This is a genomic window from Ehrlichia muris AS145 (assembly GCF_000508225.1).
GTDB lineage: Bacteria > Pseudomonadota > Alphaproteobacteria > Rickettsiales > Anaplasmataceae > Ehrlichia > Ehrlichia muris.
In genome coordinates this window covers 1122642-1136740 of sequence record NC_023063.1, presented here as the reverse complement: position 1 = coordinate 1136740, position 14099 = coordinate 1122642, and the positions used below count along the sequence as shown (strand labels likewise).

At 30.2% G+C, this 14099-nt stretch carries 12 protein-coding genes; 9 read left to right on the top strand and 3 right to left on the bottom strand.

The window, feature by feature from the left end; translation table 11 throughout:
- Positions 1-97: 97 nt before the first annotated feature.
- Positions 98-526, top strand: coding sequence for a nucleoside-diphosphate kinase (ndk, locus tag MR76_RS04320; RefSeq protein WP_081712330.1), 429 nt, complete (start codon positions 98-100; stop codon positions 524-526).
- A gap of 559 nt (positions 527-1085) precedes the next feature.
- On the opposite strand, the gene MR76_RS04315 is transcribed toward ndk, so the two are convergent.
- Entirely contained in the window at positions 1086-2279 is a 1194-nt protein-coding gene (locus MR76_RS04315; protein ID WP_024072482.1) for a CCA tRNA nucleotidyltransferase, read from the bottom strand.
- A 390-nt stretch (positions 2280-2669) separates the two neighbouring features.
- On the opposite strand from MR76_RS04315, the gene MR76_RS04900 reads away from it, so the two are divergent.
- Positions 2670-2819: a hypothetical protein gene (locus MR76_RS04900; RefSeq protein ID WP_024072481.1), complete on the top strand. Its 150-nt coding sequence runs from the start codon at positions 2670-2672 to the stop codon at positions 2817-2819.
- A 439-nt stretch (positions 2820-3258) separates the two neighbouring features.
- On the opposite strand, the gene recJ is transcribed toward MR76_RS04900, so the two are convergent.
- Positions 3259-5016 carry a single-stranded-DNA-specific exonuclease RecJ gene (gene recJ, locus MR76_RS04310; protein ID WP_024072480.1) on the bottom strand — a complete coding sequence of 586 codons (1758 nt, stop codon included), beginning with the start codon at positions 5014-5016 and terminating at the stop codon, positions 3259-3261.
- A 326-nt stretch (positions 5017-5342) separates the two neighbouring features.
- On the opposite strand from recJ, the gene icd reads away from it, so the two are divergent.
- Complete coding sequence (gene icd, locus MR76_RS04305; protein WP_024072479.1) at positions 5343-6791, top strand: isocitrate dehydrogenase; 1449 nt, start codon at positions 5343-5345, stop codon at positions 6789-6791.
- 436 nt (positions 6792-7227) lie between these two features.
- Here icd and ftsY read toward each other — a convergent pair whose 3' ends face one another.
- The gene (gene ftsY, locus MR76_RS04300) at positions 7228-8181 is read right to left on the bottom strand and encodes a signal recognition particle-docking protein FtsY (RefSeq protein ID WP_024072478.1); all 954 of its coding nucleotides are present in this window, start codon (positions 8179-8181) and stop codon (positions 7228-7230) included.
- An 87-nt stretch (positions 8182-8268) separates the two neighbouring features.
- Between ftsY and bioD the strand changes: the two genes are divergently transcribed.
- The 6 genes from bioD (at position 8269) to MR76_RS04740 (ending at position 13947) form a co-directional block, all read left to right on the top strand.
- Positions 8269-8949: a dethiobiotin synthase gene (gene bioD / locus MR76_RS04295; RefSeq protein WP_024072477.1), complete on the top strand. Its 681-nt coding sequence runs from the start codon at positions 8269-8271 to the stop codon at positions 8947-8949.
- Positions 8950-9428: 479 nt separating this feature from the next.
- A complete protein-coding gene (gene recA / locus MR76_RS04290) occupies positions 9429-10502 on the top strand; it encodes a recombinase RecA (RefSeq protein ID WP_024072476.1) in 1074 nt (357 codons plus the stop codon).
- 12 nt (positions 10503-10514) lie between these two features.
- Positions 10515-11111: an orotate phosphoribosyltransferase gene (gene pyrE, locus MR76_RS04285; protein WP_024072475.1), complete on the top strand. Its 597-nt coding sequence runs from the start codon at positions 10515-10517 to the stop codon at positions 11109-11111.
- A 2-nt stretch (positions 11112-11113) separates the two neighbouring features.
- Complete coding sequence (locus MR76_RS04280; protein ID WP_024072474.1) at positions 11114-11896, top strand: HesA/MoeB/ThiF family protein; 783 nt, start codon at positions 11114-11116, stop codon at positions 11894-11896.
- Positions 11897-12235: 339 nt separating this feature from the next.
- Positions 12236-13753: a protein translocase subunit SecD gene (gene secD / locus MR76_RS04275; RefSeq protein ID WP_024072473.1), complete on the top strand. Its 1518-nt coding sequence runs from the start codon at positions 12236-12238 to the stop codon at positions 13751-13753.
- A gap of 26 nt (positions 13754-13779) precedes the next feature.
- Entirely contained in the window at positions 13780-13947 is a 168-nt protein-coding gene (locus MR76_RS04740) for a zinc-finger domain-containing protein (protein ID WP_024072472.1), read from the top strand.
- Positions 13948-14099 lie beyond the last annotated feature (152 nt).

Genomic DNA, 14099 nt, shown 5'->3' with positions numbered 1-14099 from the left:
GAAATATAAGATATAATTTATTTGCTTTTTAACTTGATTGGGTTGACAATTTATATTAAACATTGAATTTAGTTTGTCCGGGTTAAGGGGGTATATTTTGTTAGAAAGAACTTTATCTATATTAAAACCAGATGTGGTAAAGCGTAGGATTACTGGGCAGGTTAATTCTTATATAGAAAATTCAGGACTTAAAATAATTGTGCAAAAGATGTGCTCACTAACACGTTATCAAGCTGAAGAATTCTATGCAATACATAAATCTCAGCATTTTTTTGTACCGTTAATTGATTTTATGGTATCTGGTCCAATAATAGTGCAAGTATTGCAAGGAGAGAATGCTATAACCCTATATAGAGAAATTATGGGTGCTACAGATCCTAAAAAAGCAAATCCTGGAACTATTAGAGCAGATTTTGCTGAGAATATAGATGCAAATTGTGTTCATGGGTCAGATAGTTTAGATAATGCTATGAAAGAGATAAGATTTTTTTTTAGTGACTATGAGCTCTTAGCATTAAACAATTAATTATTTATATTAAAATGTATTCGTATTTGAAGTCTGAACTTATGTGCATATACATTATTATTTAAGGTTAGCAAAACTAGTTCCTATAGTTTAAGTACTTGTTGTTGGACTTTTGTGTTATTTGCTTGTCAGGTTTTAGTTTGTAATGTTGTTATTACTTAAGTGATAGTTGGGTTTCTATATAAAGGGAATGTGATCTTAAGTTGAATATTTTAAAAATGATCTTCTTAAGGAATTGTAAATTATTGCTTTAAGAAATAAGTAATGCAGTTGCTATGTCTATAAGTAAAACATATTGTTAACGCAATTTTGTATCTATAGTTGTGGTAGTTAAGCTTTATATATAATAAATTCAGATAAAGTTGAAAATTTTTGATAAAAATAAGAATGGTGTGAGTGTTACCTTGCTTATGTTTTAAAGTAACTGTATAAATATTGTACTTTGTTATAACTGTTTATAAGTGGTTTCTGTATTTATATAAGAATATAGTGCCATACACTTAAAGTGTCACTAGATTTTATTCTTTGGAAATAATAATAAAATTTGCAATCTAATTCTTTATTTTTTTAGTAATTCTTTTGCGTAATCTAATAATTGGGATTTTGTTAACTGGTATGAGCTATTTTCCCAAAAATCCTTGATTTTCTTTAAAGTAGTACCAAGATTTTTCCCTGCTTGATATCCTATATTGAATAAATCTTTGCCAGAGATGGGAAATTCGGGAATAGTTAACTGATCTGCGTACTCAATATATTGTACTAGGTCATGATAATTTAGGTTTAGTTCTGCGTGCCTTATTCTAATTAGCTCACAATATATTTTTTTTCCAAGCTTATTTATATACTTCTGTTGTTCAATAATTGAAAGTGGAAATTCTAAGTTATTATTTAATAATGATACAAGTATTTTGTGATTATGATTTGATAAGCATAAAGACGTTTTAATTGTATCAAATGAATAATTGTTGTTTGTTCTTAATAAGGCTGCTAATTTTGTTAGTGGGTCTGCATCTGATAGTATATCAGATGACATTATATCTGGTGTAACTTCAAAAGGAATGATTTTTTCTAATACATGACATTTTTGCATAATCTTTAATGTATTAGATAAGTTTGGGCATGATAAAAGTTTAAAAAATTCGTCACGTATGCGTTCTCTAGATAGCTTATTGAGGCAAGATGAATATTGTGTACAAGCATAAACTATTTCATCACTCAATTTATTGTGACTACATATAGAAGCATAGAATCTGAATGCCCGAAGTATACGTAGATAGTCTTCTTGTATTCTAATTTCTGGATCTCCAATGAAATTTAACTGTTTTCTCTCTAGATCTTGCAGACCAGAAAAATAGTCATATATTATTCCTTTTTCATCACAATATAGTGCATTAAAGGTAAAATCTCTTCTTGAGGCATCTTGTTGCCAATTATTTGTAAATTTTACTTCAGCATGTCTTCCATCACAACTGATATCAGATCTTAATGTAGTGATTTCATATGCTGTATTATTTACTATAGCTGTTATTGTACCATGTTTAATACCTGTTGGTATAGCTTTAATATGTGCTGCAACTAGAGAATTTATTATTTGAGTAGGTAATAAAGTAGTTGCGAAGTCAATATCTATAATTTGTCTTTTTAGGAGATTATCCCTTACACATCCACCTACTAGCCTAATATCTCCTTGAAATTTTTTTATTGCGTTTATAATTAATAGAATATCATCGTGATTTATAAAATTATCGTACATTTGTAATGTTAGATTATTAAAACAATAAAATGTTAAACAAATACTGATAGTATTGCATTGTTTTTTTAGATCTTATTAATTTTTTTGACCATTTGTATTACGATTAACGTATACATAGTAATATGTAAGATCTTGTGACATAATTTAATACTATTCCCATTTAGTATATGATTATAATGTATATAAAAACATAAATATGTGTATATATTTTCGTTTATTGAGGAATTGAAAGTAGGAATATTTTTTACAATAACAGCTGGGTGTAATTTTATAGGTAGATATACTTGCTAGTTATGAAACTACTTGTTTGGCATTTTGGATTATTTAATGGATTGTAAGAATTGATGTAAAGATTTTGTAATGTGAGGTGTGTTCCACTAAGATGTATTTATGTTTAATAATATACTGAAAATACATACTAGATTTAAGATCTATTTGTGGATAGAAAGCAGTTTACTTGATGTTCCTTATACTGTTTTTGATGTATATTGTGTTCAAGATGTGCTATGCATAGAATTAACAAGATATTGTGGTGAATAGGAACTGTTACTTGGTGTCTCTATACTGTTTATATCTGTATATTGCATAATTAGTTTTTTAAAAATTTTATTATGTGTGGAATTGTTCACTGATATGTATTGTGTTCAGAATGTCCTACTCAGTTGTATATTGTGGTAAATAGGAACTGTTGCTTGATGCTTATATACTATTTATATCTGTAGATTATAATAATTGGTTTTTTAAGAATTTTATTATGTTCAAAATGTACTATTCAGTATATATTAGCAAAATATGGTGGTGGATAGGAAGTGTTACTTGATGCCACCTTCTCTATACTGTTTATATCTTATAAGCAAAAATCATTGGCTAATTAGTTAATATAGTGTGTTTTTTACTAAATTTGTTTCAACAATATTTATGTTTAATACTTCTATGTTGAACTCATTTTGGGTTATTGGATAAATTAATTTGTGATCATTTATACATAACTTTTTATAATTGCATCTTCTATTATAAACTGTATGTTCTCATTACCTCTCCAATAGTTAACACTAATTTTTCCTAGTAACATAATTGCAGTGCGTTCTAATAAAGCTAGGCCTAATTCTGTATCTATACATCTGAAACAAATTCCCTTTATAAAGGTTTTATTGTCATAAATTAAGCATCTTATGTGACTATCTCCTATAACTTCTGGATTTTTTATTTTAATGTTTGTCAGAATGAATCTTGGTTCAGGATTACCTATACCAAATGGTTCTAAAAACTGTAGTTTCTTCCATAAAAGTAGATTAATTGCTGTAACAGTAATAATGCCATCTACTTTGAATACCTTTTGTTTGTTGATATTGTGAAATTTCTGCGAAAGAAATTCATATAACGTTTTAATTTTATCCTCCTGCACTGAGAACCCAGCAGCCATAGCATGTCCTCCTCCTTCGGTTATTATTCCTTCTAATTTTGCTGATAAAATGGCTGCACCTAAGTCTACATCTGGTATCGATCTTGCACTTGCTTTACCAATGCCATTGTCTAATGAAATTACTATGCTTGGTAGAAAAAATTTATCTTTGAGTCGTCCTGCTACTATACCTATTATTCCTGGGTGCCAGTTTCCTGCAACCATAATTAAATTTGTATTTCTGGATATAAGAGCTTCTGCTTGTTCTACTGCTTCGTTAAAACTTTTATGTTCTAGTTCTTTCCTTTCTAGGTTGAAATTTTGTAATTTTTCTGAAATTTCTAGGGCTTCTTCTTCACTATTGGTTGATAATAATCTTGCACCTAGGCTTGCGTTTCCAACCCTTCCTCCAGCGTTAATATGTGGTCCTATGTTGAATCCTAGTTGATAAATATTTGGTTTTTCTTCTAATCCAATAATATCGGATAGAATTTTGAGACCTATATTTTGTCTTGTTGCCATGATTTTTAAGCCTTGTTTTACAAAAGCTCTGTTTAATCCTATGATAGGCATAACATCACACACGGTTCCCAATGCTACTAAATCTAGATAGTTTATTAGGTTTGGCTCATGATTGTGTGTAAAGAATCCTTTTTCTTTTAAAGTTTTATTTAGTGCTACGAGCATTAAGAATGATACACCAACTCCTGCTAAGTATGTATATGGAGAATTTTCATCTAAGCGATTAGGATTAATAACTGCAATTGCATCTGGTAAAGTATTCAGACCCATATGGTGATCAATAACTATCACATCAAGATTTACTAATTTTGCTGCAGATATTGGTTCATGTGCTATAGTTCCACAATCTACAGTTATGCATAAACTATTGCCAATTTCTTGCAATTTGAGTAGAGCTTGAGTATTTGGTCCATATCCTTCACATATGCGATCTGGAATATATATTGTTGTGGATACACCTATTTGTGTTAGGTATTGCTTTATTAATGCAGATGATGTTGCTCCATCAACATCATAATCTCCAAAAATAACTATTTTTTCTTTTTTGTATATTGCGTTGCAAATTCTTTGTACTGCTTTGTCCATGTCTAAAAGATGGAAAGGATCAGGTAATGATGACCTTAATGTGGGGTATAAGAAGTCATCAATTTCTTCAATACTTACTTTTCTTGCTGATAATATTCTTGCGACAATTTCAGATAAATGAAATTTTTGCGTTATTGTTAAAACATCGCGAAGGTTTACATTGTATGGTTTCCATAGTGCACCTGTTACACCAATATATTCTGAGTTTTCTAAATTGCAATCTAGCATACCGCGTAACTAAAAATATATATTATAACACTGCTTTTTATACTTGTATTTATAATATTGAAGGATCTATAAACTATTAGTACCGCAAAATAAATGATATAGTCTTATAAATGGTCATTAACTTAGTGTATATTGATATGAATTATTACCTTGATAGGAGTCTTAAGTTTAACTGATAATAATATTGGAAGATTACTTAACGTCTTATATTCATTATAAGCATATTTGATATATTTTTGTTGTTTTTAGTGTTACATTATCTATATAATTAGGTTTTTTTCGGTTTAGAAAATAACTATATTGTTATTAAATATGGAAGGAATATAATGTCAATTCCAATAACGGTTGCTTACGGAGACGGTATTGGTCCAGAAATCATGGAAGCTGTACTGTTAATTTTGAGTGAAGCAGAATCAGGTTTGGTTATAGAGACTATAGAAGTAGGACATAATTTGTATAAAAAAGAATGGTCTTCTGGTATTGCACCTTCATCGTGGGATTCTATTTATAGAACAAAAATATTGCTTAAATCTCCTACTATGACTCCGCAAGGTCAAGGTCATAAAAGTCTTAACGTAACATTGAGAAAGAAGTTAGGATTATATGCAAATGTTAGGCCATGTATTTCCTATCATCCTCTAGTAAAAACAAAATATCCTAATCTTAATGTAGTGATAATTCGAGAGAACGAAGAGGATACATATACTGGTATAGAACATAGGTTGACTAGTGATACATATCAATGTTCAAAGATTATCACGAGATCAGGTTCAGAGAGGATATGCAATTATGCGTTTCACTATGCTACCGTTAATAATAGAAAAAGGGTTACTTGTTTGATAAAGGATAATATTATGAAAATGACAGATGGAATTTTTCATAAGTCTTTTTCAAAAATTGCAAAAAATTATCCTGATATTGATTCAGATCATTATATTGTTGATATTGGCATGGCTAAGGTGGCTACTAACCCTGAACATTTTGATGTTATAGTGACTACTAATCTTTATGGTGATATTGTATCTGATATAGTTGCTGAGTTGTCAGGATCTATAGGTCTTGCAGGTAGTGCTAATATAGGAGATAGTTATGCAATGTTTGAAGCTGTTCATGGGTCAGCTCCAGATATAGCTGGAAAGAATATAGCAAATCCTTCTGGATTATTGAATGCAGCTATACAGATGTTGATATATTTAAAAAAGTTCGATAAGGCAGAATTGATTTATAATGCATTTCTCAAGACCTTAGAAGATGGTATTCATACGGCAGATATTTACCAAAGTCAAGTTAGTAGGGAAAAAGTTTCTACAATGGATTTTGCTAAGGCTATTATTGAAAATTTTGGGCAAATTCCATCCCAATTACCAAAGTCAGTATTTCAAGATAATGCAAGTAGAACCGGTATATTTTATACGTATGAGCCGTCTTACGTTGCTAAAACCCTTGTTGGAGTGGATATAACTATTGGTTGTGATAATGTAGACTTAAATTCTAAGCAATTAATTCATACTCTTCAAGGTATTACACATGATAAACTAGAACTTGTACTGGTTCATAGTAAAGGATTGGAAGTTTGGCCTGATGAATCTGCGAATGCAAATCTTTCTTATATAGACCAAATATGTTGTAGGTTTTATGTGAAGAATCAAGGTGATACGATCATGAATGAACATGTTAATCAATTACTGTTTAACATCGACCAGAAGAAGATAGACGTAGTAAAAATGGAAAAATTATATTTATATGATAATCAAGCTGGATTTTTCACTATGTGATAATAACTAACAATGACTAGTTAGGTACTGTAATTGTTACATTAAAGTGTGTTAGTAAAGAATGTTGCAATAGGTTGTGTTGACTTTTTGACGTAAATACTAAGTGTAGTGGACTTATGTTGCAAGTCAATCGGGATTTCTGCTGTGTAAGATTAATCAGCAGTGGGTAAATTGTAAGTATTTGGATGGAGAGTACTAGGTATAGATTTTTCCATAGATCAAAAGAAGTATAGTATAACAAATCATTTGGATGCCTATAAGATTAATAAGTAGTGGTGGATTGTAGGGATTTAAATAAATAATGCTTGTAGTTATACATAGATTTCTACATATATCAAAAGAGACAATAGTAATGTATCTATAAATAATAAATCTGGGGGCTTACAGTAATAAATAACAATTATTAAGTGATAAATTATTATTATGCTAAAGTGTTTCATTCAGTAGATATTTGTAATTGTGTGTTTTCTATATTAAGTAATCCTGCAGCAAATTCTTTAGCGGAAAAATCTTGAAGTTGTGTCACATGTTCACCTATTCCTATTGCATGAATGTTCAGCTTGTATTTCTGTGCTATTCTTAGAACTACTCCACCTTTTGCTGTGCCATCTAACTTAGTTACGATTAATCCGCTAATGTTTACGAATTGCGAAAAAGCATCAACTTGATTGACAGCATTTTGCCCAGTGGTTGCATCTAGTATTAGTATAACATCATGAGGTGCATTGTTATTGTGCTTACTTATAATTCTTTTAATTTTTGCTAATTCTTCCATTAAATTTTTATGATTGTGTAATCTTCCAGCTGTATCAATTAATAAAACATCAAATTGGTCATTTAAAGCCTGTTTCATGGCTTGATATGCTATACTTGCTGCATCTGCGCCTTGATTACCTGTGACTACTGGAAAATTTATTTTTTGTGACCACACTACTAGTTGTTCGGTGGCTGCTGCACGGAATGTATCACATGCTGCAACTAATACTTTTTTGCCTTCATTCTTAAATTTATATGCTAATTTCCCTATGGTTGTGGTTTTACCATTACCATTTGTACCACATACCATAATTACATGTGGTTTATGATTTGTAGATAAAGGTTTTTCAACTTGTGATAAAATGTTTTCTATTGATTCTGCTAATTTTTGCTTTACTGTACTGTCATCCATTTCATTGAATTTCATGCTTGCAAGTTTTTGTGTAAGTAGTGAAGCATTTTCATATCCAACATCTGCTGTAATGAGTAGCTCTTTTAATTCTTCTAAGGTTTCTTGGTCAATCTTTTTTCCACTAGAAAAAATTTTTTTTATACCATCACTTAACTTTGATGAAGTTTTGAATAAGCCTTTCTTAATGTTGCTGAAAAATCCTTTATTATTTGCATCTGTCATAATCGAATTGTCCTTATTTTTAAACGTTGTGAATTGAGTTTATATATGGTTAATATACATTATTAAATTATATTGGTTGATGTTCAAATGTCAGCTTATTTTATTACATCTTGCGGTACTGATATAGGAAAAACTTTTATTATGACAACGCTATGCTGGCATTTAAGTAAAAACTGCAAGGTAGTGCATGCAATAAAACCTGTGGTTAGTGGGTGGGACAATGCAAATGTTTTAGATAGTGATACAGGTAAAATACTATGTAGTTTGAATATGGATTGTCATGGTCATAATATAGCAAAAATTTCTCCTTGGAGATTATATTATCCGCATGCTCCTAACATAGCTGCTAAATTAGAAAACACTAAATTAGATTATGATGAAATTATGGCATTCTGTTATCAATACATTAATCAATCTTATGATTATTTATTAATAGAAGGGGTAGGTGGAGTTATGTCCCCTATTACAGATAACAAAACTTGCTTGGATATAATGAAAGATTTAAGAGTTAAGGTAATTTTAGTTGTAGGTTCTTACTTAGGTAGTATAAGCCATACATTAACAGCACTTCAGGTATTGTCTGGTATGGATGTAAAAATTGTGCTTACTCTTAAGGATAACAATGTTGCTAATGTTGATGATATAGTGAAGTTTATTTATGAATATACAGGTAAATCAATATATATTCAGCCTTATGTTACAGGTAATTTTGATCTATGGAAAAATACTTCAGGTGATATAGTGAATTTCATAGATTTGGATAACTAAATTTGAATGCTTGATTGCAAGGTTGACAGTATATAGTTAAGTGTAAGTTATGGAATTATTGTGTCCATAATGTTTTAATCTTACGGAATTTAATGTTTGAATAATGTTATATTTCTTACTACTGGTAAATTTACTAAAATAGCCATACGGTTTTAATTAAGTTGTTTATATAATAGGTTATAGTTATATCTCCCCGTGATGGTGAGTAGAGCTTTTGTTTATTGATGTTTTAATAATTAAAGTGAAAAGTGGCTAACAGTCCTATAGATATTTAATAGTTGTGATTTGAGTTTATAACAGTGGGTATATGTTATTGGTAAATTGATGACTATTTCAATAATTTTTAAGTTAGAAAAACTATTTGTGAATGCTTAAATTTGATATACTTAAAATTAAATAGTGTAGTAATTTATAACTTGACAATTAGTATTAAGAGTGATTAGCTTTCCTTAAAATTATAAATATTTATCATTTTAATTATGTCTGATAGCAAAAATTTAAATCCGGAACGGCAAAAAGCATTAGATAATGCGATTAGTCAAATAGAAAAGGCTTTTGGTCGTGGTGCAATAATGAAGTTGAAACAGGGTGCTATTGAAAAAATAGATAGTATTTCTACTGGGTCAATTGCACTTGATACAGCTTTAGGCATTGGTGGTTTTCCTAAAGGTAGAATTGTTGAGATTTTTGGGCCTGAAAGTTCTGGGAAAACAACACTTGCTTTGCATGTAATTGCTGAATCACAAAAGAAGGGTGGAAATTGCGCATTTATTGATGCTGAACATGCTTTAGATATAATGTATGCTCGCAAATTAGGTGTAAATACTGGTGATTTAATTGTTTCTCAACCAGATACAGGTGAACAAGCGTTACATATAGTTGAGTATTTGGTTTGTTCTGGTGCTATTGATGTAATAGTAATAGATTCTGTAGCTGCATTGACTCCTAGAGCAGAGATAGAAGGTGATATGGGTGATCAGCATATGGGTCTGCAGGCTAGATTATTAAGTCATGCCTTAAGGAAATTGACTTCTATTGTATCAAAAGCTAATTGTGTACTTATTTTTATTAATCAAATACGCATGAAAATAGGGGTAGTTTATGGAAATCCTGAAACTACTACTGGTGGAAATGCTTTAAAGTTTTATAGTTCTGTAAGGTTAGATATACGTAAAGTGAGTGCAATTAAGGATAAAGACGTAATTATTGGCAATCAAACTAAGGTTAAGGTTGTAAAAAATAAAGTAGCTCCTCCTTTTAAACAGGTAGATTTTGATATCATGTATAATGAAGGGATTTCAAAGGCAGGAGAAATTATAGATATGGGGGTGAAGCTTAATATTGTTGAAAAAGCTGGGTCATACTACTCATATAATAGTATACGTCTTGGTCAGGGCAAAGAAAATGCAAAATCTTATCTGAAAGCTAATTGTGATACTGCAAATGAAATAGAGCAAAAAATAAGAAGTATACTAGCAAATAATAATGATGTTAGTTGTTTTAATGTAGAGGCTAGTGATAATCTTCATGAGGTAGAAGAAACAGTTTTTTAAGGTGTTTTGGTTATGGAAGCGGATTTATTAAATAGTGATTCTATATATGATGAATTTACTAAAATTGGGGTGATAATCAGTGGTCATTTTGTGCTATCTTCTGGCTTACATAGTGATACATATGTTCAATGTGCTAGGTTATTTGAAAATCCAGTTATTGCAATAAGATTTTGTTCTCTACTTGCAAAGAAAATTAGTACTGTGTTGCCGAATATAGATCTTATAGTTTCTCCAGCGATTGGAGCTATTACAGTTGGCTATGAAATTGCTAGACAGTTGGGTGTTAATAGTGTGTTTTGTGAACGTGTTAATGGACTTTTTACATTGCGTCGGGGTTTTGAAATCAAGAAAGGAAGTAAAGTTTTAGTTATGGAAGATGTAATTACAACTGGGAAAACTTCCATGGAAGTAGTAAATTGTGTCAGGAAGAATGGTGGTACTGTTGTTGCCGGGGCGGCTTTAGTTAAGCGTAGTAGAGATGTTAAACTTCCTTTCCCTATAATTAGCCTGATTGAATTAAATATAAAAAGTTATGTGGATGAAGATGTTCCAGAATATTTGCGTCAGATACCTGTGTCAATTCCAGGGAGTAGGCATTTACAGGAATAGTAGTGTTTAACCGTTATAAGAAACAAATTCTTATTTCAGAGATAGGAAAATCAGGTCAAGATAGATTAAGTCAAAGTAATGTTTTAGTAGTGGGATGTGGTGGTTTAGGGAGTGTAATTATTCCTCTGCTTGCTGCTTGTGGTGTTGGTCGCATGATATTGTGTGATGATGATAAAGTCCAAATGTCCAATCTTAATAGGCAAGTCATCTATAAGGAAAGTGATGTTGGTCAAAGTAAGGTAATAAAAGCACAAGAATTTGTGAGATCACTAAATTCTGATGTTAATGTTCAGATATTGGATAATTTTGTTACTCCTAAAAATTTTGAAGAGATCTTCAAGGGCATAGATATTATTCTAGATTGTACTGACCGTCTAGCTACGAAACTATTTCTTAGTGATGCAGCTGTTTTTTTAGGTAAACCTTTAGTGCATAGTGCGGCAATTGGTTTTATTGGACAGGTGTTAACAATATTCCCTTATGGTAAGCCTTGTTTAAGATGCTTTTTTGAGTGTCAATATATGAGTACACATTTAAATTGTGCTAATGCTGGAATACTTGGAGCTACGGTGGGAGTAGTAGGGAGTATTGCAGCTGCAGAAGCTATAAAATATTTATTAGGGATTCCAGATAATTTGGTAGGGAAATTACAGAGAATAGACTTAAGATCTAATGAATTTACCAAATATGCATTCCAAAAGAATGATACATGTATAGCATGTAGTGACAATGTAAAAATTGATCCCTATGATTACAATTATTATGAAAGCAAATTATGTTTTTAATCGTTTTAGAGTAGTTTAGTTTATAAGTTACATATCTAGGAATTGAGTGAGATGATAACTTAGAAGTTAATAATATTCATGTTTTTTATCTTGTTAATCGTTATTGTTAATATAGTATGTGCTTCATTCCTATTAGTTATTTTCAGTATTGAAATACAGTATATCTATTCAGTGGATTATAAAGAACAAATTTTTTAAAAATGAAAACATTAGGTATGATAGAGGTAGTGTAGTCTTAATGTTGTATTGTATTGAATTAGTAATTTGTGTTAGAAATATAAAATATTTTGTTTGTGATTATAATATAATATAATAGCCACGATATGTTTGGTAGATGATATGTTTTCTAAGTTACAAATTAAGCCTATTCTTGTAGTATTATTATGTATTCTTGCTATATATTTAGTGCTACCGAATTTTTTCAACAATAAATTTTTGCTATCAAAACAAAAGGTTAATCTAGGGTTGGATTTACAAGGTGGTGTTTACTTGTTGTTAGAAGCAGATTTTAAAGAATATTTAAAGGAAAGGATGTACAGCTTACATGATGAAGTAATTGAATTTTTATCGAATAAGAAAATAGAATATAATAGGCTAGATGTAGAACAGGACAAGCTGGTATTGACGCTAAAAGATAGTCAAGATTTTGATAAAATGAGATTGTTTGATAATAAAAACATTAGAATTTCTGAACAGAAGGGTCGTGTTATGATATCCTTTTATGATAGTTATAAAGCAAGTTTATTGAGAAATGTTATATCTGATTCTATCAGTAATATAAGGCGTAGATTAGATAAATCTGGAACGAAGGAAATTGTTATCAATAGTCATGGTAAGGATAGAATATCTTTGCAAATTCCTGGGGTGCATGATACTAGTCAAATTAAAACGTTGTTAGGAAAGACAGCAAAGCTGACATTTCACTTGCTAGAAAATGTTAACCAGTTGTCATCTATTAATTCTGCTACTACTGTTTTACTAAAGGATCATCGGGGAAATACATATCCTATATTGAAAAAGATTGAGATTAGTGGTGATTCTTTAATAGATGTGTCATCTGGTATAAATAATCTTGGTAATGTAGTTGTACATTTTAAGTTGAATAATACAGCAGCCAAAAAATTTGCAAAAATTACAAAAGAAAATTTTAACAAACCATTTGCTATAGTATTAGATGGAGTTGTACTTACTGCTCCTGTAATACGTGAACCTATTTTAAGTGGAAGTGGCGAAATCAGTGGTAATTTCACTGTCGAAACTGCAAAAGAATTATCTATATTATTGAAATCTGGAGCTTTACCGGTACCTTTAAAGGTAATAGAAGAAAAAACAATAGGTTCTAGTCTAGGTGCTGAGTATATTAAGCAAGGTAGATTGGCAATGGTAATATCAATTGTAGCAGTTTCTATTTTTATTATATTTTCTTATCGTCTGTTTGGTGTTTTAGCTGTAATTGGATTGGTCTTTAATATTATTTTTATTGTTGCGATACTTACATTACTTCAAGCTACACTTACATTATCTGGACTTGCAGGAATTACTTTGACAGTTGGAATGTCTGTTGATGCTAATGTATTAATTTTTGAGCGTATTAGAGAAGAGTTGAAGTCGACAAATAAGTTAAAATGGGCTGTAGAATCTGGATTTAAAAATGCTATGTCAACAATATTTGATTCTAATGTTACTACGTTGATTGTTGCTGCAATTATGTTTGCAATAGGTAGTGGTCCAATCAGTGGCTTTGCTATTACATTATCAATAGGTATTTTATGTTCTATGTTTTCTGCTGTTACTTTAACAAAGATGCTGATAGATTTATATATTAGATTATTTGATTTAAAAACATTAAGTATATGATTTGTAAAATTGTAAGAAGTTATATTATGAATGATAATAATAAAGAACAGATGGTAAAAATAGTTTGTTGTAGTGGTGAAGGAGATACTGCTGATTATGTTGAGCATCCAAAAATATATTTGACAATTAGTATGGGGCAAGAAATTACTTGTCCTTATTGTAGTAGAATATTTGCTTTTATCTCCCGTGACTAGTACTTTTGTTTATAGCCCTAATATATGTAATTATTTCAATGGAAGATTAAATATTGTTTTTTAAGATTGTTGTGACATGTGTATACAATGTTCTGTTGAAAAGTTATTAGGTAAGTTTGCAAGAAAATTTCCGATAAGTACTCACATATTTA